The organism is Plantactinospora sp. DSM 117369 (genome assembly GCF_053764795.1).
The window spans coordinates 8,548,282-8,571,857 of sequence record NZ_CM132446.1 but is presented as its reverse complement, the minus strand read 5'-3'; the positions used below and the strand labels follow the sequence as shown (position 1 = coordinate 8,571,857).

The following is a 23,576-nucleotide window of genomic DNA, read 5'->3' as shown; positions in this document are numbered from 1 at the left end:
TGGCGGTCAGGGGTGCAGGACGGCACCCTTCAATACCTTGTCGACGGCGTTCTTCGGCCCGTGTACGGCCAGCCCCACCAGGTCGAGATGGTCCCGCCCGACCGCCCGGACGGCGGCCCGGTTGTCCCGGTCGTTGCCGGTGCCGAAGAGCTGCTCGGTGAAGACGGCGACCCGCATCCCCCGGTCGACGGCCCGCCGGTGCGCGCCGACGAGGACGTCCCGGCCGCCGGTGAAGACCAGCACCGGCTGGCGGAACATCGGCAGGTAGCGGGTGCCGTCGGCGTCCAGGTAGTCGGCGCCGAGCAGCTCCGGCTCCGCCCCGGCGACACCGCTGGTCAGGAACGCCGTGACGTTGAGCCGTTGCCAGGTCGCGAGGTCGTCCCGGAGCAGTATGGCGATCTTGGTGTCGAAGCGGACCCGGGCCGGCTCCGGCCCGGCCGTCGGGGCGGCTGCGGTCATCGAGGATCCTCCTTGGTCGGTCGTCGGATGGATCCTCTCCCGGTCCCGGCCGCAGGTCTTGTACGTTCCTTGCGCCGTCCGTCCCGGCCGCCGGCTCGCGGGCCGGACCCGACAGAGCCGAGAATGTGTCAGTTCCGCCGCTGGTTCGCCCACGGCGGATAGGCTCCGTCAACGCCGACGGCGCCGTGCAGGCCGTCGAGACCAGGGGAGAGAGACGAGAATGACCGAGGTTCAGAACGATTCCGGCCAGGCCCCGGAGACCGCACCGGCGGCGGCGCCCGCGGCGGCGCCGAGGGGCGGCACCGAAGTGTCCGAAGAGGTCATCGAGAAGATCGCCGGTACGGCGGCCCGCTCGGTGCCCGGCGTCGCCGATCTCGGTGGCGACGTCGCCCGGTTCTTCAACAGTGTGCTGGACAAGGTCGGCCTGGACGAGGTGGGTGACGCCGGGCGGGGCGTCTCGGCCGAGGTGAAGGGGACCAGCGCGACTATCAAGATCGTGCTGGTGATCGAGGCCGGTCACGTCGTGCAGGAGGTGACCGAGGCGGTCCGGGCGAAGGTCATCGAGGCGGTGGAGAAGTACGGCCTGACGGTCGCCGAGGTGAACGTCAAGGTGGACGACATCGAGCTGAACAACCCGCCGGCCGCCGGGGCCTGACCCCGGTGGTGGCCCGGCCGCGATTGCCGTGATCAGGGATCTTCCGCCCGGAATCGCACCCGCCTCGGTGTCGGAAGATCCCTCGATCGCGGGCCACTCCAGCCTTGATCGCGGGCTACCTTAGCGATCGTTCAGGGTCCCCTCTACACTCGGGCTCAGTCGAGGAGCGCGAGGAGGGCCCCCTGCAATGGACGCCGAGGAGATCGCCGCCGGTCGAGCCCGCTGGCAGGCCCGGTACGACGCGGCACGCAAGCGGGAGGCGGACTTCACCACCCTCTCCGGGATGCCCGTCGACCCGGTCTACGGCCCACCCGAGGGGAGCGCCGACCCCCGGTTCGCCCGGATCGGCTGGCCGGGCGAATATCCGTACACCCGGGGGTTGTATCCGACCGGCTACCGGGGGCGGACCTGGACGATCCGGCAGTTCGCCGGCTTCGGCAACGCCCGGCAGACCAACGAGCGCTACCGGATGATCCTCGGCGCGGGCGGCGGCGGGCTCTCCGTCGCCTTCGACATGCCGACCCTGATGGGCCGGGACTCCGACGACCCGCAGGCGCTCGGCGAGGTCGGGCACTGCGGCGTCGCCGTCGACTCCGCCGCCGACATGGAGGTGCTCTTCGACGGCATCGACCTGGCCGCCGTCACCACCTCGATGACCATCTCCGGGCCGGCGGTGCCGGTCTTCTGCATGTACCTGGTCGCCGCCGAGCGGCAGGGCGCGGACATCTCCACACTGGACGGCACCCTCCAGACGGACATCTTCAAGGAGTACATCGCGCAGAAGGAGTGGCTCTTCGACCCCGAGCCGCACCTGCGGCTGATCGGCGACCTGATGGAGTACTGCGCCCGGGAGATCCCGCGCTACAAGCCGCTGTCGGTCTCCGGCTACCACATCCGGGAGGCCGGGTCGACCGCCGCGCAGGAGTTGGCGTACACCCTGGCGGACGGGTTCGGCTACGTCGAGCTGGGGCTGAGCCGGGGGCTGGACGTCAACGTCTTCGCGCCGGGGCTGAGCTTCTTCTTCGACTCACACGTCGACTTCTTCGAGGAGATCGCCAAGTTCCGGGCCGCCCGCCGGATCTGGGCCCGCTGGCTGCGCGAGGTGTACGGCGCCACCGACGAGCGGGCACTCTGGCTGCGCTTCCACACCCAGACCGCCGGGGTGTCGCTGACCGCGCAGCAGCCGGTCAACAACGTGGTGCGGACCGCCGTCGAGGCGCTGGCCGCGGTGCTCGGCGGCACCAACTCGCTGCACACCAACGCGCTGGACGAGACCCTCGCGCTGCCCACCGACTCGTCGGCGGAGATCGCGTTGCGTACCCAGCAGGTGCTGATGGAGGAGACCGGGGTCACCAACGTCGCCGACCCGCTCGGTGGCTCCTGGTACGTGGAGGCGCTGACGGACAAGATCGAGGCGGAGGCGGAGGAGATCTTCGCCCGGATCCGGCAGCTCGGCGGCGACGGCCCGCACCCGATCGGCCCGATGACCTCCGGCATCCTGCGCGGCATCGAGGACGGCTGGTTCACCGGCCAGATCGCCGAGTCGGCCTTCGTCTACCAGCAGGCGCTGGAGAAGGGCGACAAGAAGATCGTCGGCGTCAACTGCCACACCGGCACGGTCGCCAAGGAGCTGGAGATCCTGCGGGTATCCCACGAGGTGGAGCTGGAGCAGCGACGGATGCTCGCCGACCGCAAGGCCGGCCGGGACGCGCGCGCGGTCACCGAGGCGCTGACCCGGATGGTCGAGGTCGCCCGGACCGGCGGGAACCTGATCCCGCCGATGTTGGCCGCCGTACGCGCCGAGGCGACCCTCGGGGAGATCTGCGACGCGCTCCGCGCCGAGTGGGGTGTCTACCGCGAACCGGCCCGGTTCTGATTCGCCGGGTTGGCATCTGTCGGGCAGCGGCGGTTGGGCGGGGTTCGCGACGCCGCGTGCGAGACTAGGGAACCATGAGCGACCCACGGATCACCTCGTCGATCTTCACCCGCGGCGCGGTCGACCTCGGCGCGCTGCGCGCCGCACAGACACCCGCGAAGCCGGCGGCAGCCACCCCGCCGGCCGGTCCCGGCGTCCCCGGCGGGACGCCGCCGAGCACACCTCCCGGGGGCGGGGGTGGAGTCGCGGTGATCGACGTCACCGAAGCCACGTTCCAGTCCGAGGTGCTGGAACGCTCCCTCACCACCCCAGTGGTGATCGACTTCTGGGCCGAGTGGTGCGAGCCCTGCAAGCAGCTCTCCCCGGTGCTGGAACGGCTGGCCGTCGAGGGTGCCGGTGCGTGGGTGCTGGCCAAGGTCGACGTCGACGCCAACCAGCGGCTCGCGCAGATGTTCCGGGTGCAGAGCATCCCGATGGTCTACGCGGTGGTGGGCGGCCAGCCGGTCGACGCCTTCGCCGGAGTGGTGCCCGAGGCGCAGTTGCGGCAGTGGATCGGCGCCGTGCTCAAGGCCGGCGGGGTCTCGGTGGAGGCACCGGAGGACCCCCGGCTCAGCGAGGCCGACGAGGCGCTGATCAGCGGCGACCTGGACGCGGCCGAGCGGGCGTACAAGAAGATCCTCTCGGACGCACCCTCGGACGCGGCGGCCGAGGCCGGCGTGGCACACGTCGCGCTGGCCCGCCGGGTGAGCGGTGCGGACCCGGCGGCGGCGCTGGCCGCGGCCGAGGCGAGCCCCGACGACGTACCGGCACAGTTGCTCGCCGCCGACATCGAGGTGCTCAGCGGCCAGGCCGAGCAGGCGTACGCCCGGCTGGTCGACCTGGTCCGTCGGACGGCCGGCGATGACCGGGAGGCGGCCCGGCAGCACCTGGTGTCCCTGTTCACCATCGCCGGTCCGGACGATCCTGCGGTGGCCAGCGCCCGGAGGGCGCTCTCACGTGCGCTCTTCTAGACAATAGGCAGTACGAGCGCGCGTGCCGGCCTGGCAGCCGCGATACCGGACGGGAGCACAGTATGCGCCGGATCGCCGTCCTGGATGCCCCGTCCAACCTGGGCCTGCGTCCGCCGACTCCCACGTCGGTGCCGGGCTGCGCCAAGGCACCGGGCGCGCTGCGTGACCACGATTTGATCGCCCGGCTCGCGGCCCGGGACGCCGGCTGCCTCACCCCGCCCCGGTACGACCCGGGCGACTGGCGTCCCGGGGACGGGGTGTGCCACGCCGGCTCGATCGCGCACTACTCGATGGAGCTGGCCGAGCGGATCGGCGGCATCATCGACCAGGGCGAGTTCCCGCTGGTGCTCGGCGGGGACTGCTCGATCCTGCTCGGCTCGGCGCTCGCCATGCACCGGCTCGGCGAGGCGGTCGGCGGCCGGATCGGGCTGGTCTTCGTGGACGGCCACTCCGACTTCCGGCACCCGGGCAACGCCTCCTACGTGGGCGCGGCGGCCGGTGAGGACCTGGCCCTGGTCACCGGGCGGGGCCAGGCCGACCTGGCCGCGATCGAGGGGCGCCGGCCGTACTTCCGGGACATCGACGTGGTGGTGCTCGGCATCCGCGCCCACGACGAGTACCGGCTCGACCTCCAGGCGGCCGGCATCGTCACCCGGCCGGTGCCGGCGCTGCGGGTCGAGGGGGCGGCCCGGACCGCCCAGTGGGCGCGCGACCAGTTGACCGACTGCGCCGGCTACTGGGTCCACGTCGACGTCGACGTGCTCGATCCGGCGGTGATGCCGGCGGTGGACGCGCCGGATCCGGGCGGGATCGCCTTCGCCGAGCTGGAACTGCTGCTGGCCGGGCTGGTCGACACCCCGCACTGCCTGGGAGTGGAGATCACCGTCTTCGATCCCGACTACGACCCGGAGGGGGCCTACGCCGCCGAGATCGTCGACACGCTGGTCGCCGGCCTGGCCCCGGTCGCCGCGCCCGAGGCGGTGCCGCCCCGGCTGACCCCGAGCGGGCCCACCGTCGCCGGGAGGGGCCCGGGCGTGCCGGGTCCCCGTGCGGTTCCCCCCGCCGTGCCCACGACGCCGGCCCGGCAGTCGGCGGTGCCGTCGATCGGGGCGGCGCCGGCCACCGCCCGGCGGGGCGTACCGGCCGTGGAGTTTCCCGCCTTTTCCCGACCTTCCCCGGCGGCGACAGCCCTCGGAGCGGTGCCGGTACCGGACCGCCCACTCGCCCCCGACCCGGTCAGCCCTGGTACGTCCACCGCCGAACTGCCGGACACGTCCGGGACCTGGACCGCACAGGGCTCGCCAGACTCGGCGGCCGAGCCTGCCGGGTCGGAGGTTGCGGGCGCGCAGGTTGCGGTGTCGGAGGGCGCCGGGTCGAACGGGGCTGACCGACCCCGGTCCGAGGTACCCGATCTGTCCGCCCGCTGGTCGGAGCCGGTCGGCCCACCCGCCTCGGCCGGTCCGGGACGGCTCCGCCGCAACCCGCCACCGCTGGCCGAAGAACCGGCGGCCGCAGCTCCACCCAGCCCTGGCCTGGCCGACGACGAGCCCGCAGCGCCGGGTGAGGCGCCGATCCGTGACCCCGAGCCGGGGTCGGCGGCGGAGATCGCCTGAAGATCGGCAGTCCATGATGGCCGGCCATCGTCGACGGGCGGCGAGCGCCGGCTTACCTGGCCGGGCGACTGTCGAGCTGGGTGCACAGCCGGGGCACCGGAACCGCCGCCGCCGCTGTGGTGGTGGTCAACAGCGGTGTCGGCTGGCACTGCCGGTTCCAGATCACCAGCCTCTTCGAGACCCTGACGAGCCGCGAGCACTGGCAATCGGGTGAAAGCCCCGGCCGGCCCGCGCCACGACCGTGCACGGGGTCGCCCGGCGGTGAGCGTGGGAGCCCAAGCGGGGCAGCTCGACAGTCTCGACGCGACCGTATCGGCCGCCGGCCAGCGGACCGCCCGCCGGCAGTGGGCGACTCCGGTTGACATGGCTGGCTATGCTAACTAGCTTCTAGGCTATGAGATATAGCAAGGCATCCTGTCCAGGGAAAGCTTGGCACGGGTCGCGCGGTGCCTAGGGTCGGACTCTCCACGAGCGCCGTGGTCGGCGCGGCGATCGAGGTGATCGACGAGCAGGGCGTCGATGCCCTGACCCTGGCGGCTGTCGCCGCGCGCACCGGAGTCGCCCCGCCCTCGCTCTACAAGCACGTCGCCGGCCTCGCCGAGCTGCGCACCCTGGTCGGGATCCGGGTGATCACCGAGATGACCGACCGGTCAGTCACCGCCGTGCTGGGCCGCAGCGGCGACGAGGCGGTGGCGGTGCTGCTGCGCACCTACCGCGACTACGTCCGCGAGTACCCGGCCCGGTACGCCGCGCTGCCGCCCGATCCACTGCACGATCCGGCCATGGTCGAGGCCGGTACCCGGATGTTGCAGGTCTTCCTCGCCACGCTGCGCGAGTACGGGCTCACCGACTCGGCGGCGATCCACGCCACCCGGTGCGGCCGGGCCATCGCGCACGGATTCGCCTCGCTGGAGGCCAGCGGCGGCTTCGGGCTGTCGGAAGATCTGGACGAGACGTACGAGCAACTGATCGCGATGTACGTCGCCAGTCTGCCGCGCCGATGACTTTTGGCTGATCCTGCCGGGTGACCGGGGCTGCGGAGCCGATCAGGTTCCGGTAATGTGCGCGAACGTTCATCTTTCCTGAGAAAGTCCTGAGAGGAATAGACCATGTCCACAACCGCCGCCGGTCCGGCCGTCGGGCAGAAGTCCTGGCTCGTCGCGGTGCTGCTCTGCCTCTTCCTCGGCACCATCGGCGTGCACCGGTTCTACGTCGGCAAGATCGGCACCGGCATCCTGATGATCCTGACGTTCGGCGGGTTCGGGATCTGGACGCTGATCGACCTGATCATGATCCTGGTCGGCAAGTTCAACGACAAGCAGGGCCTGGCGCTCGCCCGCTGAGGCGACTCGCACCGACGGCCGGGGCGGTCCGGGACAGACCCCGTCGACCGCCCCGGCCGGAGCGTTTCCGCAGGCCGCGCAGCTGCGTTCAGTCGAGGCCGCGGAGGAACTTCTCGGCGATCGGCACGGCGGTCGCCGTACTCGATCCGCCCTTCTCGACGAAGACCGCGAACGCGACGTCCCCCTGCCAGCCCACGAACCAGGCGTGAGTGTGCGCCGGGTTGTCGTCGTACTCGGCGGTGCCGGTCTTGCCGTACACCGGCCCGCCCGGTACGTCGGCCAGGGCGCTGCCGGTCCCCTTGGTGACCACCTCGCGCATCATCGTGCGGAGCGGCTCGACCGAGCCGGCCTTAAGCTGCGGGCCGGGCGGCGCGGGCTCACCCGGTGCCGGCTCCAGCAGCAGCTTCGGCTGCTGCCACTGGCCACGGGCGACCCCGGCGGTCGCCGCCGCCATCGCCAGCGGACTGACCACGGTGGTGCCCTGGCCGAAGGCGGCCGCCGCCCGCTCGGCCGCCGACCCGCCCGCCGACACCTTCCCGCTGAACGCGTCGATCCCGAGCTTCCAGTCGGCTTCCAGCCCCAGGCTCCGGCCGGCGTTCGCCAGCCCGTCCGGCCCCAGCTTCGGGGCCAGCGCGGCGAACGCGGTGTTGCAGGAACGGGCGAAGTCGGTCCGGAACGGGACCGTGCCGAGGGCGAAGTTGTCGGAGTTCTTGAACGAGCGCCCGTCCACGGTGAACGTCTTCGGGCAGGCGACCGGCCCGTCCAGGCTGACCGCCCCGACGTCGAGCAGGCCGAGCGCGCTGACCATCTTGAAGGTCGAGCCCGGCGGGACCTGGGCGGTGAAGGCCAGGTTCTCGGCGCTGCCGCCGTTCGCCGCGGCCAGTACCGCGCCGTCGCTGATCCGTACCGCGACCAGGGCGGCCCGCTGCCGGGACCCGCGCACGGCGTCGTCGGCGGCGTTCTGCGTCGGCACGTCGAGGGTGGTCTTCAGGGGTACGCCGGCCTGCGGCTCGCGCCGGAACACCTCGGTACCGGTCGGCGTGACCGTACCGTCCGGGCGCTTGCTGGCGATGATCACGCTCAGCCCGACCCCGCCACGCAACTGCTTGTCGTACCGGCCCTGTAGGCCGCCGTGGCCGACCAGGTCACCGGACTCGAAGAGCCCGGGGTTGGCGGCCATGTCGTCGGCCAGCACCGGGTCGACCGAGCCGAGTAGCGCCCGGGCGAAGTCCCGGGTCGGCGCGAGTTCCCGCTGCTCGTCGCGGAACTTCGTGCCCGGCAGGTCGTAGATGCGCGGTTTGATCTGGAGGTACGCCTCCCGGCGCAGGGTCACCACGTCGACGAAAGCGTCCGGTTTCGCCTCCCGCATCCGGGTCGGCAGGTCGGTCAGGTCGACCGGCGGGGTGATCGGCGGCCGGATCGCCTTGAACGCCGTGTCGAGCTGCCGCACCAGGCCGGGTACGTCGGTCACCTCGCTGGGCTGCACACCGACCAGTACCACCGGCCGGGGCGTCACGATGGGCTTGCCGGCCCCGTCGGTCACCGCCGCCCGCTTGGCGGGGAGCCGGCGTACGGCCAGCTCGTCTCCGCGGGTGAGGCGCGGCTCGACGACCTTCGGTTCCCAGATCACCTGCCACTCGTCGTCCTCACCACGCTTGAGGTGGATCTCCGACGGGTACGTCCAGTGCGTGTCACCAGGCAGTGTCCAGTCGACCCGTACCGTCGCGGTCGCGGTGTCTTCTGTGATCTTCGCCTCGCCCTCGCGGTGGAGCTTCGGTGGCGTCTTGGCCAGCTCGCCGGAGAGCTGTTTGATCTCCTCGGCCACCTCGTCGGCCGGTACCCGATCGCCCGCCGGGTTGCGGAATCCGACCTTGTTGAGATCGCCACCGAGCCAACCGGCCAGGAACGTGTCGACCGCGCGGTCCGGGCCGTCCGAGTCCGAGCAGCCGGCCAGGGCCCCGGCGGCGAGCAGCACGCCGGTAAGGAGGGTGGCCGTCCCCCGACGGGTGGTTTGTCGGGCCAGCGGGCGTTGGGACGGATTCGGAAAGCGCATGCCGCGGTTACCTTCCAGGTCGGCGCACCGCCGGAAGTCGCTCCGGCAGCAGACCGACGGTAGTACGCGGTGCCGGATCCCGGCTGCCCCGGTGCTGTCCGGGAGGTTTGCGCCAGGCCCACTTTGGGCGCTCCGGTGCTGGTCAGAGCAGGTGTGGCCGTCCGCGCCGGTCGGGCTCGCGGGTCCGGTGGGGCGGATCGGGTGATGGCCGAGCGTGCGTGGGTACTCCGACGCGGGCGTGTCGGGCGTCCGCAACGGATGAAAGGACAGATCCCAGATCCGACATCCGGCCGCCGGTCCACCGGCAGAGGGGCTTATCGGTAGGGCCTAGTCTGGGGCGGAGAGTGACCCACGGCGTGGTGGGTCGAGGGGAGTGGCACGATGGACCGGCGTCCGGCGATCACACCGGAACCCGTTCTCCGGCCGGCGAATGCCAGCCGAGACGACAGCTACGACGCGGCGATCGACGACGACGGGGCGGGCTCTCGACTCGCCTCCGGCGCGACCGGCGTGCCGGGGGCCAGCATCGACACCCTCTACGATCTCGGACTGCCCCCGGAGGCCCTCGTCGACGACGTCGAGGACGCGGATCTGGACGAGCCGGTACCGAACGCCGAGCGGCTGGTCGCCCAGGCGGTGGCACTGGCCGGCGACGACCACGACGCGGCCACCCTCGTCGACCGGTTCTGGCGGTTCGCCCCGGACGAGGAGCTGATCGGCTTCACCCCGGCGGAGATGCTCGCCGCCGCGAAGGCGCACCGGGAGCTCGCCCAGCAGCGGGTGCCGGGCGAACTCAAGCTGCGGATCCACGAACCGGACGAGGAACAGCAGCACACCGTAATTGAGATAGTTACGGACGATATGCCGTTTTTGGTGGACTCCATCACGGCGCTGCTGACCGGGCACCACCTCGACGTGCACATGCTGGTCCACCCGCTGGTGGTGGTCCGCCGCGAGCCACTCGGCAGGTTGACCGAGGTCGCCGCCGACGTCGAACCGGACGACGCGATCGACGGTGACATCGTCGAGAGTTGGATGCGGATCGAGATCGATCCGGTACGCGGCGCGGCGGACCGGGACCGATTGCGCGCCGAGTTGCAGCGGGTGCTCACCGACGTACGAGAGGCGGTCGAGGACTGGCCCAAGATGCGGCAGCGCGCCCTCTCCCTCGCCGACGAACTGGCCGCCGCACGCACCTCGGAGAACCGTCCACCCGTACCCGAAAAGGACATCACCGACTCGGTGGAGCTGCTCCGCTGGCTGGCGCACGAGCACTTCACCTTCCTCGGCTACCGGGAGTACCGGCTGATCCAGACCGAGCAGGGGCCGGCGCTGGAGGCGATCCTCGGCACCGGGTTGGGCATCCTGCGCCAGGACTCCACCACGCCCCGGGCGCTCTCCTCGATGACCCCCGAGGCGCACCAGAAGGTGACCGAGAAGCGCCTGCTCATCATCACCAAGGCCAACTCCCGGGCCACCGTGCACCGGTCGGCCTATCTGGACTACATCGGGTTCAAGGTGTTCGACGAGCGCGGCGAGGTGGTGGGTGAGCGCCGTTTCCTCGGCCTGCTCGCCACGGCGGCGTACCGGACCAGCGTCCGCGAACTGCCGGTGGTCCGGCGCAAGGTCGCCGAGGTGCTGGACCGGTCCGGGCTCAGCCCGCGCAGCCACTCCGGCAAGGACCTGTTGCAGATCCTGGAGACCTATCCCCGGGACGAACTCTTCCAGATCAAGACCGACGACCTCTACCACGCCGTCGTCGGGGTGCTCAGGATGGCCGGCCGCCGCCAGCTCCGGGTCTTCCTGCGCCGCGACGGGTACGGCCGGTTCATCTCCTGCCTGATCTACCTGCCCCGGGACCGGTTCACCACCCAGAACCGGCTGCGCATGCAGGAGATCCTGCTCCGCGAGCTGAACGGGATCGGGGTGGACTACACCACCCGGGTCACCGAGTCGATGCTGGCCCGGGTGCACTTCATCGTCCGGACCGATCCGGCCAGCCCGCCCGGCGAAGTGGACGCGGACCTGCTCGCCGAGGAGCTCGCCGACGCGACCCGGCTCTGGGACGACGACTACCGGCTGGTGCTGGAGCGCAAGCTCGGCGACGAGCAGGCCAAACGGCTCTTCACCCGGTACGCCGACGCGTTCCCGGAGGGCTACAAGGACGGGCACACCCCGTACGAGGCGATGAAGGACCTCGCCAAACTGGAACTGCTGGAAGAGCCGGGCCAGCTCGAGATGCACATGTTCCGCAAGCAGCAGCCGGTCCGGCCGGGCGGCCCCGCCCCGGCCACCACGGTCGAGGACGTCCGGTTCAAGGTCTACCGGTACGGCGAGCCGATGGTGCTCTCCGCGGTGCTCCCGGTGCTGCACTCGCTCGGCGTACGGGTGGTCGACGAGCACCCGTACGAGGTGGACCGGATCGACGGCCGGATCTACCTCTACGACTTCGGCCTGGAGCTGCCGGACGGCGCCCGGGACCTGGCCGAGGTACGCCCGCACGTGGAGAACGCCTTCTCCGCCACCTGGCGCGGTGAGGCCGAGGTCGACGGCTTCAACGAGCTGGTGCTGCGCGGCGGGCTCACCTGGCGGCAGGTGGTGGTGCTGCGGGCGTACGCGAAGTACCTGCGGCAGGCCGGCACCGTCTTCTCGCAGGACTACATGGAGTCCACCTTCATCGCGTACCCGCAGATCGCCGCCTCGCTGGTGGAACTCTTCGAGACCCGGTTCTCCCCGACGCTGGGCTACTCCGCCGAGGAGCGCAACCTGCGCGGCAAGGAACTGGTCACCTCGATCAACCAGCAGCTCGACGACGTGAGCAGCCTGGACCAGGACCGGATCCTCCGGTCGTACCTGACGCTGATCCAGGCGACCCTGCGGACCAGCTTCTACCAGCGGCGCACCGACGGGCGACCCAAGCCGTACGTGGCGTTCAAGCTCGACCCGCAGATGGTGCCGGACCTGCCGGCGCCCCGGCCGAAGTACGAGATCTTCGTCTACTCGCCGCGCTTCGAGGGCGTACACCTGCGGTTCGGGCCGGTGGCCCGGGGCGGTATCCGCTGGTCGGACCGGCGGGAGGACTTCCGGACCGAGGTGCTCGGCCTGGTCAAGGCGCAGATGGTGAAGAACGCCGTGATCGTGCCGGTGGGCGCGAAGGGCGGCTTCGTGCTCAAGCAGAAGCCGGGCGACCGGGACGAGGCGGTCGCCTGTTACCAGGGCTTCATCTCGGCCATGCTGGACGTGACCGACAACCTGGTCAGCGGGCAGGTCGTGCCGCCGTCCGACGTGGTCCGACACGACGCCGACGACCCCTACCTGGTGGTGGCGGCGGACAAGGGCACGGCCAGTTTCTCCGACATCGCCAACGAGATCTCGGTGCGGCAGGGCTTCTGGCTGGCCGACGCGTTCGCCTCCGGCGGCTCCGCCGGCTACGACCACAAGAAGATGGGGATCACCGCCCGGGGTGCCTGGGAGTCGGTGAAGCGGCACTTCCGGGACATGGGGATCGACACCCAGACCCAGGACTTCACGGTGGCCGGCGTCGGCGACATGTCCGGGGACGTCTTCGGCAACGGCATGCTGCTCTCCGAGCACATCAAGCTGGTGGCCGCCTTCGACCACCGGCACATCGTGCTGGACCCGGACCCCGATCCGGCCACCTCCTACGCGGAGCGCCGCCGGCTCTTCGACCAGCCGCGTTCCTCCTGGGCGGACTACAACGCCGAGCTGCTGTCCGATGGCGGCGGGATCTATCCGCGTACCGCGAAGTCGATCCCGATCAGCCCGCAGGTCCGCGCGGTGCTCGACCTCGGCGACGGCGTCGAGTCGATGTCACCGCAGGAGCTGATGAAGGCGATCCTCTCCGCCCCGGTCGACCTGTTCTGGAACGGCGGGATCGGCACCTACGTCAAGGCGTCGTCGGAGTCGAACTCCGAGGTCGGGGACAAGTCCAATGACGCCATCCGGGTGGACGGCAAGGACCTGCGCTGCCGGGTCGTCGGCGAGGGCGGCAACCTGGGCTTCACCCAGGTCGGCCGGATCGAGTACGCCCTGGCCGGCGGCCGGATCTTCACCGACTTCATCGACAACGCGGCCGGGGTGGACACCTCGGACCACGAGGTGAACATCAAGATCCTGCTCGGTGCGGCGGTGGCCGACGGCGAGCTGAGCGTGCCGGACCGGGACGCGCTGCTGGCCGAGATGACCGACGAGGTCGCCCAGCTCGTGCTCCGGGACAACTACGACCAGGCCCGGGCGATCGGCAACGCGCTGGCCCAGGCGGCCTCGCTGCTGCCGGTGCACCGCCGGATGATCTCCGACTTCGAGCGGGCCGGTCACCTCAACCGGGAGCTGGAGGCGCTGCCGCCGGACGAGGAGCTGGCGACCCGTACCGACACCGGGCTGACCGCGCCGGAGTTCGCGGTGCTGCTGGCGTACGTCAAGATCGTGCTGGAGCGGGAGATCCTGGCCGACCGGCTGCCGGACGAGGAGTGGACCTTCGAGGTGCTCTCCAACTACTTCCCGACCCCGCTGCGCGAGCGGTACGCCGACCGGATGCCGGAGCACCGGCTGCACCGGGACATCGTCACCACCGTACTGGTCAACGAGGCGGTGAACCGGGGCGGCATCTCGTTCATCTACCGGGTGGTGGAGGAGACCGGTGCCACCCCCGCCGACGTGATCCGGGCGTACGTGGTGGTCCGCGAGGTGTTCGGGCTGCGGGAGATCTGGGCCGACATCGAGGCACTGGACAACAAGGTGCCGACCGAGGTGCAGACCACGGTCTACCTGGACACCCGACGGCTGCTCGACCGGGCCGTCCGGTGGCTGGTCACCAACCGACGTTCACCGATCGACGTGCCGGCCGAGACGGCCCGGCTGCGCGACGGGGTCTCCCGGCTCCTGCCCGAACTCGGCAATCTGTTCTACGGCAGCGAGCGCGAGGCGCTGGAGGCGCACGTCGAGATGTGCGTGCGGCGCGGACTGCCCCAGGACCTGGCCGAGCGCTCCACCCGGCTGATGTACAGCTTCGGCCTGCTCGATGTGGTGGAGACGGCGCGGGCGACCGGGCGGGACGTCGGCGAGGTGGCGGCGGTCTACTTCGTGCTCTCCGACCGGTTCCGGGTCGACTCTCTGCTGTCGAAGATCTCGCTGCTGCCCCGGGAGGACCGCTGGCAGACGCTGGCCCGGATGGCGCTGCGCTACGACCTCTACGCCGCGCTGGCCGCGCTCACCGCCGAGGTGCTCGGCGGGACCTCCGCCGACCTGTCGCCGGACGAGCGGGTGCAGGAGTGGGAGCGGTCGAACTCGATCTCGATCGGCCGTACCCGCAAGGCGATGGGGGAGTTCGACGAGTCCCAGGCCGACCTCGCCGCGCTCTCCGTACTGCTGCGGCAGATCCGTACCCTGGTCCGGACCTCGGCGGCCGGCTGACCGGACAGCCGCGTCGGCGGTGTACGGGGCCGAGCCGGGGGCTGCCGGTCCGGTACGCCACCGGCCCGGCTGGTCGCCGGCTCGGCCGGAGTCCCGGTCAGGGGATCCGGGTGGCGGAGACGATCACGTTGTTGCGGTAGCTGCGTTTCTTACGGTCGAAGGTGCCGCCGCAGGTCACAAGCTGGAGCCGGGCGGTGTCCGCCGCGCCGTAGACCAGTTCGGACGGGAACGACGTCTTCGGGTACGACTTCACCGCGTCCACCGCGAACCGGACGACCTTGCCGTCCTCCCGGGTGACCTCGACCCGGTCGCCCCGCTTGAGCGCGCCGAGCCGGAAGAAGACCGCCGGGCCCGTCGCCGCCGAGTCGACGTGCCCGACCACGACCGCGTTGCCGAGCTCGCCAGGGCTGACCCCCGCGTTGTACCAGCCGGCGAGCTGGGCCTGCTTGAGCGGCGGCACCTGCACGGTCCCGTCGTCGTTCACCCCGACCGACATGATCTTCGCGTTCACCTTGATCTTCGGAATCGTGATCCTGACCGGTTCCGAACGCGGCAGTTCCGCCGGCTGGGGCGGCTCGCCGGTCGGGGTGACCGGCTGGGGGGTCGGAGTGACCGGCTGGCCCGACGGCGTGCCCGGGACCGGTGACGACGGCGCGGTCCACTCGGGCTGCGGCGTCGCTTCGCCGGCCTCGGTCTCGGCGGGCTGCGGCGGCTGCGCCGGCGCCGGGTTCAGACCGGCGGTGAGCAGGGCGGTCCCGCTGAGCGCGAGCAGGACGACCAGGGTGACGCCGGCGGCACGCCACGGTTTCCCGTGCCGGCCGCCGGCGCACCTGGTCGGCACATCAGGCGAGTGAGCCATCGGTACGACGCCGGCGGATCATCAGGAAGCCACCGATCGCGGCCGCTCCCAGCAGGCCGGCTCCGGCAGCCGCCCGGCCCGAGTCGGTGCTGGCGGCACCGCCGTCACCACCGGGCACGGCGCCCCGGGGCAGCACCACGATCTTGCCCGTCCCGTTGCACGCCCCCCAGGCCCGGTAGTGCCCGGGCTTGGTCTTGTGCGGGACCTTGGCCCAGGCCCAGTACTTGGCCTCACCGTCGTTCGTGGCCTGGCCGCCCTCGCCGCCGGGTTGCTCGTCGCCCGCCTCCGGCTGGCCGCCACCCTCGGGCAGCGGGGGCTGTCCGTCGGTCGGCGGGAGCGGGGGCTGGCCGTCGGTCGGCGGGAGCGGGGGCTGCCCGTCGGTTGGCGGGACCGGCGGCTGGCCGTCGTCGTCCGGCTGATCGCCGTCCGCGGGCGGCCGCGGCGACTCCGGTACCCGGAGGCCGTCCTCCACGACGGGCTTGAGCCAGAGCTTGCCGGTGATCTTCGACGAAACCCAGGCCCTCTCCACCGAGTGCTCGCACTTCAAGATGATCTTGAACTTGTGTCCCGGCTTCACCCCCTTCGGCACTGTGTAGATGTGGCCACTGTTTTTCCGCTCGGGTTGGGCGTCGTCCGCCAGAGCGGTTCCGGGCGCGCAGACCAGCAGGGACGCGGCACCGATACCGGCGCCGGCCATCACCTTCCCCAGCAACTTCCTACTCATGACTCGTAGTCACTCCTTCCCCGTTGGTTTGCTCGGCAGCCAGCCGAGCCAGGACCGACGCTAGCTAGTTTGTGAGGTGTTGTCGTGATTATGAGTGTTCTTTCCGAAAGCCCGCTTCTGGGTGGTAGAGAGCTCTTCACGTCGAAGATGTCTGTATCGCCCGGTGACACCCTGCCCAGACGTACGGGGGACAGCGGCGTACCGCTGTCCCCCGAGGCCCGGACCTGCCGGGCGAGCGCTGTCGCGGCTACCCGGCGAGCCGGGCGAACGCGATTACGTTGTCCGGATAGGAGCCCACCCGCTCGTCGAAGTCCCCACCACAGGTCACCAGGCGCAACCCCGGCTCGTCGGTCGGGCCGTAGACGAGTTCGGTGGGAAAGGCCGCCTTCGGGTACGACTTCACGCCGTCCACCACGAAGGTGACCAGGCTGCCGTCCTTCCGGATCACCTCGATGGCGTCCCCCGGCAGCAGGGCGCCGAGCTGGAAGAAGACCGCCGGTCCGATCTCCTTCGAGTCGACGTGGCCGACGATCACGGAGTTGCCGGCCTCACCCGGCGTCGGACCCGGTTGGTACCAGCCGGCCAGCTCCGCCTTGGCCAGCGGTGGTACCTGCACCATGCCGTCCGGGGTGAGCCCCACCGGCATGATGGTCGCGTCCACGCCGATCTTCGGAATCATGATCTTGATCGGTTCCGACCTGGCCAGTACCGGTGTGGGCGCTGGCGTGCCGCTGGTACCGCCTTCCGGTGCTGGCGTGGGCGACGGTGAGGCACCCAGGTCCGACCCGGTCGCCGCCCGGTCCAGGTAGTTCGGCGCGGCACCGGCGCTCGGCTGCGGCGCCGAGGCCGGTTCCGGCGCGTTGAGGGCGGCCCCGATCAGGCCGGCGCCGACCAGGGCCAGCAGGGCGACGAGGACGGTGCCGGCGACGCGCCACGGTCTCCCGTGGCGCTCGCCGGCACCGCTCGCCGTCGCGTCAGGCCGCCGACTCATCGGTACGGCGCTGCCGCATCAGCACGAGTCCGCCGAGCCCGGCCAGCCCGAGCATCCCGACACCCGCGACCGCGAGGTTGTCGTCGCTGCCCGAGGTCGCCCCGCCGTCACCGCCGTCGACCCAGCCCTTCGGCAGGATGATCAGCTCACCCTCGCCGCAGGAGCCCTTGAGTTCGTACGATCCCGGCTTGGCGTCCCAGGGGATGGTGACGCTGCTCCAGTACTCGTGGCCGGCCTTCCGGTCGGTCCAGCCGTCCTTCTCGTGCGTCCGGCCGTCCCTGCTGTCTTCGGCCTTCTTGCTGTCTTCCCAGCCGTGCTTGCTCGGCTCGGTCTTCTCCCAGCCGTGCTTGCTGTCTTCGGCCTTCTTGCTGTCTTCCCAGCCGTGCCCACCGTCGTCCCGTGCCGTCCCGCCGGTACCGCCCGGCGCCGCCGGTGCAGATTGCCCGTTCGGCGACTGGTAACCCTCGGCGGGCTGGTGAGGCTGGCCGCCCGTCGAGGGGGACGGTGCCGGTACCGAGTCGGCCGACGAGCCAGGTGCCGCCGGTGCCTTCTCCGCGGTCGACGGAGCGGATTCGGCATGGGGAGCCCCGTTCTCCGCCGGGGCCGACTTGTCCTTCTGCTCCTTGTAGCGGCGGTACTCCTGGTACTCCCGGTACTCCTTGTACCTCAGGAACTCCTGGTACTCGCTCTCCTTCTTGTAGTCCTCCCCGCTCTGGTGGCTGCCTGAGTCCTCGGACTTCTCGGCGTACCCGCCGCCGTCCTCGGCCTTCTTGCTGTCTTCCCAGCCCTGGTGGTTTTTGCCTGAGTCCTCGGACTTCTCGGCGTACCCGCCGCCGTCCTCGGCCTTCTTGCTGTCTTCCCAGCCCTGATGGTTTTTGCTTGAGTCCTCGGACTTCTCGGCGTACCCGCCGCCGTCCTCGGCCTTCTTGCTGTCTTCCCAGCCCTGATGGTTTTTGCTTGAGTCCTCGGACTTCTCGGCGTACCCGCCGCCGTCCTCGGCCTTCTTGCCGTCTTCCCAGCCATCCTTGCGCGCTTCCGGCTTTTTCTCCGGTTCAGGCTTCGGGGCGGGCTTGTAGTCGTCCTTGTAGTCGTCCTTGTGGTCTTTGGGGGCGAGGTCCACCTTTCCGGTGATCTTCGACCACAGCCACGCGTGTTTCTGCGCCTCGGGGCAGATCTCGACGAATTCGACCTTGTCTCCTGCCTTCACCGCGTGCGGCTTCGCGAAGACTCGGCCGGAGCTGTCCTGCTGGTACCCCTCAGGGTGATAGCCGCCGTCCGCGAGGGCGGCCGAGGGGGAGAAAACGAGTAGAGAAGCGCCGCCGAGGGCGGCTCCCGCGATCATCTTGCCGAGGAACTTCTTGGACATGACTTTCGTCATCCTTCCCTCTTGCCTCAGCTCGCCGGCAGGCGAGCCATGACCGAGATTAGCGAATTTGTGAGCTTTCATCGGATTTTTTCAGCATTTCCCCGAACAGGTGGAGAAGGCACTCGGAGGCGCTACCTGGGGAGCTCTGGCAGGTACCGGACGGGTCGCGCCCGCTCGGCGGCCCGGCGCCGATTCCGCTCCCGGGTCCCCGCTCGGTGGTAATGGCGCCGACCGGCCGGTTGCGCCGTGATCGGGCCGACCCGGGGGATCGGGCGTACTCCGTCCGGTTCGTGCCCGCCCGCCACCGCGCCGCGGCGCCTCCCGGCCGGGCGGGCGTTCCATCGTGGAGGGGCTTCCGCCGGTCGCCGGGGCGGCGTCGTCCCGGCGCCGGTCACCGCGCCGGGTACGCCGGCTTCCCGTACCGCGACCGGGGGTGGATGTGCGGGGTAGGCTCCGCTCCAGGGCCGGTCCACTGTGTCCTGCCGGCCGTGCCGCCGCAGGTCGCGGGGGCCACCGGCAATGGTGGGTGCGAGTAGGGAATCGTCATCCATCAGTGTCGGGGTGTTGTGGTGGAAGCGCTCCCATGCAAGAATTCATCCACTGTGCTGGGGGAGCCACACCGCGCAGCAGACGCCGAGGGCAGCCGGTTCACCGGACGGCGTCACCACGGCCGCTGACCGCGGCCGGCACCACCACCAGTTGCGCCCGTCCGGGTCGGGCATACCGCAATCCCCCATGGCGTCCACGGACGTACCCACCTGACGCGAAGTCCGTGTTACCGCCGCGCCGGTTCCGCCTGACGTGACCGGCTGGCCCAAGGAGATCAGTGGCATGAATTTACGGAGTAGATTGTCCGTCCGGCAGAAAGCCGTCGCGGTGGCCGGTGCGAGCGCTTTGGTCGCCGCCGGTCTGGTCACCATCCCGGCTTCGGTGGCCCAGGCGGCCCCCGGGTGCAGCGTCACCTACAGCACCAACCAGTGGCAGGGTGGTTTCAGCGCCAACATCACCATCCGGAACGTCGGTGACGCGATCAACGGCTGGACCCTCCGCTTCAGCTTCGCGGACGCGAGCCAGCGGGTGACCCAGGGCTGGTCGGCCAACTGGACCCAGTCCGGCACCCAGGTGACCGCGACGAACGTGTCGTGGAACGGCAACCTGGCCACCGGCGCCTCCACCGGTATCGGGTTCAACGGTTCCTGGAGCGGCAGCAACCCGGCGCCGACGTCCTTCAGCATCAACGGGACGGCCTGCAACGGCACGACGCCGACCACCCCGCCGACCGGCAACCCGACCACCCCGCCGACCGGCAACCCGACCAGCAACCCCGCGGCGCGGGTCGACAACCCGTACTCGGGCGCTCGCGGCTACGTGAACCCGGAGTGGAAGGCCAAGGCGGAGAGCGTCTCCGGCGGCAACCGGATCTCCAACACCCCGACCGGCGTCTGGATCGACCGGATCGCCGCGATCGAGGGCACCCCGGACAGCAGCTCGAACGGCCCGATGGGCGTCCGGGACCACCTGGACGAGGCGCTGGCGCAGGGTGCCGGCTACATCCAGTTCGTCATCTACAACCTGCCCGGCCGGGACTGCGCCGCGCTGGCCTCCAATGGCGAGCTCAAGGCCGATGAACTGCCCAAGTACAAGGCGGAGTACATCGATCCGATCGCGGCGATCATGGCGGACTCGAAGTACAGCAGCCTCCGGATCATCACGATCATCGAGATCGACTCGCTGCCGAACCTGGTCACCAACGTGGCGCCGCGGGAGACCGCGACGGCGCAGTGCGACACCATGAAGGCCAACGGCAACTACGTCAAGGGTGTCGGCTACGCCCTGGCCAAGCTCGGTGCGATCCCGAACGTCTACAACTACATCGACGCCGGCCACCACGGCTGGATCGGGTGGGACGACAACTTCCGGGCCTCCGCGCAGATCTTCGCCGAGGCCGCCCGCGCCGAGGGCAGCACCCAGGCCAACGTGCACGGCTTCATCGCCAACACCGCCAACTACTCGGCCACGGTGGAGCCCTACCTCAACGTGACCGAGCAGAACCGGCTCTCGAAGTGGATCGACTACAACCGGTACGTGGACGAGCAGCGGTTCGCCCAGGCACTCCGTACCGAGCTGATCTCGCAGGGCTTCTCCAGCGGCATCGGCATGCTGATCGACACCTCGCGTAACGGTTGGGGCGGCTCGGAACGGCCCACCGGCGCGGTCACCTCGGGCACGGTCGACGAGCAGGTCGACGGCTCCCGGATCGACCGGCGGATCCACCTCGGCAACTGGTGCAACCAGAGCGGTGCCGGCCTGGGCGAGCGGCCGCGGGCCGCGCCCGCCAGCGGGATCGACGCGTACGTCTGGATCAAGCCTCCGGGCGAGTCGGACGGCTCCAGCACCGAGATCGACAACGACGAGGGCAAGGGCTTCGACCGGATGTGCGATCCGACGTACACCGGTAACCCGCGTAACCAGAACAACATGAGCGGCGCGCTCTCGGGCGCCCCGATCTCGGGTGCCTGGTTCCCGGCGCAGCTCACCGAGCTCATGCAGAACGCCTACCCGGCGCTCTGACCGGCTGCAACAACTGAGGTAGCAACACAGCCACACCACAGGGCGGTCCCCGTCCGGCGCGGTCACACGCCGGGCGGGGACCGCCGGTGCTGCTCCGGCCGGGCTGCGCCGGTCAGGGCACCGTCTTCTCCACCGCGGCCGCCGTACCCTCCCGGTCCAGTTCCTCGCTGGCCCGCCGCACGTTCTCCGGGGTCGGGTCGCGGCCCTGCGCCATCGCCAGGTCCTCCGGGTCCCACGGCTGTTCGGCCCCGGTACGCGTGTCGCCCGCGCTGCCCGCGCCCTGCCCGTGCGGATCGCCGAGCAGGTCGTCGGTGGGCGGAAAGTCGCCGGGGACGTCCTCCGGGTCCACGAAGTCCGGGTTCTCGGCCCTCGGCCCGCCGTCGGAGGCGAGCTGCGGTACGGCGGTGTCGTCCTCGATCGCGGCGGCCACCTCCGGGCTCTCCTCCAGCGGCCGGTTGCGGGTCGGATCGCGCTCCGTCATGTTTGCTGCCCTCCTGTCCGGATGCGACGTGCGGCTGACCGCTCCTCCGGTTCGACTACCCCGGACGACCCGCGCCATGCCTTTCCCCACCCGTCACCACCCACCCCGGTCCGGTCCGGTCCGGGCCCGGCGGCAGGGCGTCACTCCCGGTCGATCGGGCGCAGCCACTGCCAGAGCAGGAAGCCCAGCCCGAGTGCCAGCATGGCCAGCCCGGCCCAGAGATTGATCCGGATGCCCTGGGCCTTCTCCACCGCCGGCGCGCCGTCGAAGACGCCGACCAGTCCGACGATCACGCCGTACGCGACGAAGAGCCCGCCGATCACCCGGCGGATGTCGAACAGCCGGGCGGCGGCCGAGTGGCGCTCCTGCTCGGCCTCGTCCAGCGGCGCCCCGGCCGGCGGCCGGTTCTGGTCTTCCATCGCCTCGTCCCTTCTCGCTGTCGGCGTCGACCGTCCCGGTTGGACGCCTGCGGTGCGGCCCCTCAGAGCACCGGCAGGTAGAGCAGTGCGGAGAGGGCCAATGCGATGCCGCCGAGCAGCAGCGGCGAGCGGTACCAGCGGGCGTCGCCGGCGAGCAGGGCCTGCCGGCCGTCCGGGCCGGCGAGCCCGTACACCAGGCCGCGAAGCTCGTCGTCGGGCTTGCGCGAGGTCAGCGGGGTGAGGATCGCCGCGACGATCGCGACCAGCACGAACGCGACGCCGGCACCCCAGAAGCTCTCCTCCAGGTCGGAGTCGAACGGCAGCACCCCGGCCTCGTAGAGCAGATAGGTGGCGAGCGCGCCGAGAGTGCCGGTCAGCAGCGACCAGAACCCGGCCCAGGCGGTCATCCGCTTCCAGAACATGCCGATGATGAATGTCGCGAAGAGCGGCGCGTTGAACAGCGAGAAGAGCACCTGGATGTAGTTCATGATGTTGTTGAAGCCGGCCGCGATGAACGCGGTGCCGATCCCGACCAGCACCCCGGCGACGGTGGCGATCCGGCCGACCCGCAGGTAGTACCCGTCCGGCCGGTCCTTCCGGACGTACGCCTGCCAGATGTCGTAGGTGAAGACGGTGTTGAAGCCACTGACGTTGGCCGCCATGCCGGCCATGAACGAGGCCAGCAGGCCGGTCACCGCCACCCCGAGTACGCCGGTCGGCAGCAGGTCGCGCATCAGCAGCGGGATCGCGTTGTTGTAGGTCAGGTCGCCGGTCTCGGCGCCGAGCCCGTTGACGGTGACCACCGCGACCAGGCCGGGGATCACCGTGACCAGCGGGATCACCATCTTCGGGTACGCCGCGATGATCGGCGTACGCCGGGCCGCGCTCATGTCCTTGGCCGAGATCGCCCGCTGTACCTCGGCGAAGTTGGTGGTCCAGTAGCCGAACGAGAGCACGAAGCCGAGCCCGAAGACGATGCCGATCCAGCTCGCGCCCAGCGGGTTGGCGGTGCTGCCGGTGTCCGCCCAGGTATGCAGTCCGGCCTCGCCCAGGTCCGAGCCGCGCACGGCGTCCCACAGCCCGTCGATCCCGCCGACCTTGGCCAGCCCGATGACGGTGATCGGGACCAGGCCGGCGAGGATCACGAAGAACTGGAGCACCTCGTTGTAGATCGCCGAGGAGAGCCCGCCGATGGTGATGTAGGCCAGCACGATCAGCGCGCCGACCACGATGGAGAGCCAGAGCGGCCAGCCGAGCAGGGCCTGCATGATCAGGGCGAGCGCGTAGAGGTTGACCCCGGCGATCAGCACTTGGGCGACCGCGAAGCTGAGCGCGTTGAGCAGGTGGGCGGGCCGGTTGAAGCGCAACCGGAGATACTCCGGCACGCTGCGTACCTTGGAGCCGTAGTAGAAGGGCATCATCACGATGCCGAGGAAGACCATCGCCGGTACGGCGCCGATCCAGTAGTAGTGCAGCGTCATCAGGCCGTACTGGGCGCCGTTGGCGGCCATGCCGATGATCTCCAGCGCCCCGAGGTTGGCCGAGACGAAGGCGAGCCCGGTCACCCAGGCCGGCAGCGACCGGCCGGAGAGGAAGAAGTCCACGCTGGTCCGGATCGCCCGGCGGGCCGCGATGCCGACACCGAGCACGGTGCCGAAATACAGCGCCAGGATCAGATAGTCCAGCGCGTTCATGTCCAGCCGCAGGCCGCCGTCCACACCGT

General features: G+C 70.7%; 16 protein-coding genes and 1 pseudogene. 8 read left to right on the top strand and 9 right to left on the bottom strand.

What is annotated here, in order from left to right:
• Positions 1-6 precede the first annotated feature (6 nt).
• Positions 7-459, bottom strand: coding sequence for a DUF2000 domain-containing protein (locus tag ACSMXO_RS36640; protein WP_346260796.1), 453 nt, complete (start codon positions 457-459; stop codon positions 7-9).
• Positions 460-679: 220 nt separating this feature from the next.
• On the opposite strand from ACSMXO_RS36640, the gene ACSMXO_RS36635 reads away from it, so the two are divergent.
• The 6 genes and pseudogenes from ACSMXO_RS36635 (at position 680) to ACSMXO_RS36610 (ending at position 6,956) form a co-directional block, all read left to right on the top strand.
• A complete protein-coding gene (locus ACSMXO_RS36635; protein ID WP_455415525.1) occupies positions 680-1,114 on the top strand; it encodes an Asp23/Gls24 family envelope stress response protein in 435 nt (144 codons plus the stop codon).
• 187 nt (positions 1,115-1,301) lie between these two features.
• Positions 1,302-2,990 (top strand): acyl-CoA mutase large subunit family protein, encoded by a 1,689-nt coding sequence (locus ACSMXO_RS36630; RefSeq protein WP_455415524.1) that lies wholly within the window; start codon positions 1,302-1,304, stop codon positions 2,988-2,990.
• A gap of 74 nt (positions 2,991-3,064) precedes the next feature.
• Positions 3,065-4,000 carry a tetratricopeptide repeat protein gene (locus ACSMXO_RS36625; RefSeq protein WP_455415523.1) on the top strand — a complete coding sequence of 312 codons (936 nt, stop codon included), beginning with the start codon at positions 3,065-3,067 and terminating at the stop codon, positions 3,998-4,000.
• A gap of 62 nt (positions 4,001-4,062) precedes the next feature.
• Positions 4,063-5,025: pseudogene (locus ACSMXO_RS36620) on the top strand (arginase family protein); the annotation flags it as partial.
• Positions 5,026-6,059: 1,034 nt separating this feature from the next.
• Positions 6,060-6,617, top strand: a complete 558-nt coding sequence (locus ACSMXO_RS36615; protein ID WP_455415522.1) for a TetR/AcrR family transcriptional regulator — start codon at positions 6,060-6,062, stop codon at positions 6,615-6,617.
• A 105-nt stretch (positions 6,618-6,722) separates the two neighbouring features.
• Entirely contained in the window at positions 6,723-6,956 is a 234-nt protein-coding gene (locus tag ACSMXO_RS36610) for a TM2 domain-containing protein (RefSeq protein ID WP_318394832.1), read from the top strand.
• An 88-nt stretch (positions 6,957-7,044) separates the two neighbouring features.
• On the opposite strand, the gene ACSMXO_RS36605 is transcribed toward ACSMXO_RS36610, so the two are convergent.
• Entirely contained in the window at positions 7,045-9,009 is a 1,965-nt protein-coding gene (locus ACSMXO_RS36605; protein WP_455415521.1) for a penicillin-binding transpeptidase domain-containing protein, read from the bottom strand.
• A 381-nt stretch (positions 9,010-9,390) separates the two neighbouring features.
• Here ACSMXO_RS36605 and ACSMXO_RS36600 point away from each other — a divergent pair, with 381 nt between their 5' ends.
• Positions 9,391-14,442: an NAD-glutamate dehydrogenase gene (locus tag ACSMXO_RS36600; protein ID WP_346260550.1), complete on the top strand. Its 5,052-nt coding sequence runs from the start codon at positions 9,391-9,393 to the stop codon at positions 14,440-14,442.
• Between the two features lie 97 nt (positions 14,443-14,539).
• On the opposite strand, the gene ACSMXO_RS36595 is transcribed toward ACSMXO_RS36600, so the two are convergent.
• From ACSMXO_RS36595 to ACSMXO_RS36580, 4 genes are all read right to left on the bottom strand, one after another.
• Positions 14,540-15,283 carry a class F sortase gene (locus ACSMXO_RS36595; protein WP_455419395.1) on the bottom strand — a complete coding sequence of 248 codons (744 nt, stop codon included), beginning with the start codon at positions 15,281-15,283 and terminating at the stop codon, positions 14,540-14,542.
• A gap of 1 nt (position 15,284) precedes the next feature.
• A complete protein-coding gene (locus tag ACSMXO_RS36590; protein WP_455415520.1) occupies positions 15,285-16,025 on the bottom strand; it encodes a hypothetical protein in 741 nt (246 codons plus the stop codon).
• 247 nt (positions 16,026-16,272) lie between these two features.
• Complete coding sequence (locus ACSMXO_RS36585) at positions 16,273-17,016, bottom strand: class F sortase (RefSeq protein ID WP_455415519.1); 744 nt, start codon at positions 17,014-17,016, stop codon at positions 16,273-16,275.
• Positions 17,000-18,382, bottom strand: a complete 1,383-nt coding sequence (locus ACSMXO_RS36580) for a hypothetical protein (RefSeq protein WP_455415518.1) — start codon at positions 18,380-18,382, stop codon at positions 17,000-17,002. The genes ACSMXO_RS36585 and ACSMXO_RS36580 overlap by 17 nt, the downstream gene beginning before the upstream one ends.
• 831 nt (positions 18,383-19,213) lie before the next feature.
• Here ACSMXO_RS36580 and ACSMXO_RS36575 point away from each other — a divergent pair.
• Entirely contained in the window at positions 19,214-20,953 is a 1,740-nt protein-coding gene (locus tag ACSMXO_RS36575; protein WP_455415517.1) for a glycoside hydrolase family 6 protein, read from the top strand.
• Positions 20,954-21,065: 112 nt separating this feature from the next.
• Here the strand turns inward: ACSMXO_RS36575 and ACSMXO_RS36570 are convergent, their stop codons facing one another.
• From ACSMXO_RS36570 to ACSMXO_RS36560, 3 genes are all read right to left on the bottom strand, one after another.
• On the bottom strand, positions 21,066-21,434 hold the full coding sequence (locus ACSMXO_RS36570) for a hypothetical protein (RefSeq protein WP_346260544.1): 369 nt from the start codon (positions 21,432-21,434) through the stop codon (positions 21,066-21,068).
• A 140-nt stretch (positions 21,435-21,574) separates the two neighbouring features.
• Positions 21,575-21,853, bottom strand: coding sequence for a hypothetical protein (locus ACSMXO_RS36565; RefSeq protein WP_346260543.1), 279 nt, complete (start codon positions 21,851-21,853; stop codon positions 21,575-21,577).
• A gap of 62 nt (positions 21,854-21,915) precedes the next feature.
• The gene (locus ACSMXO_RS36560; RefSeq protein WP_346260560.1) at positions 21,916-23,547 is read right to left on the bottom strand and encodes a sodium:solute symporter family protein; all 1,632 of its coding nucleotides are present in this window, start codon (positions 23,545-23,547) and stop codon (positions 21,916-21,918) included.
• Positions 23,548-23,576: the final 29 nt, after the last annotated feature.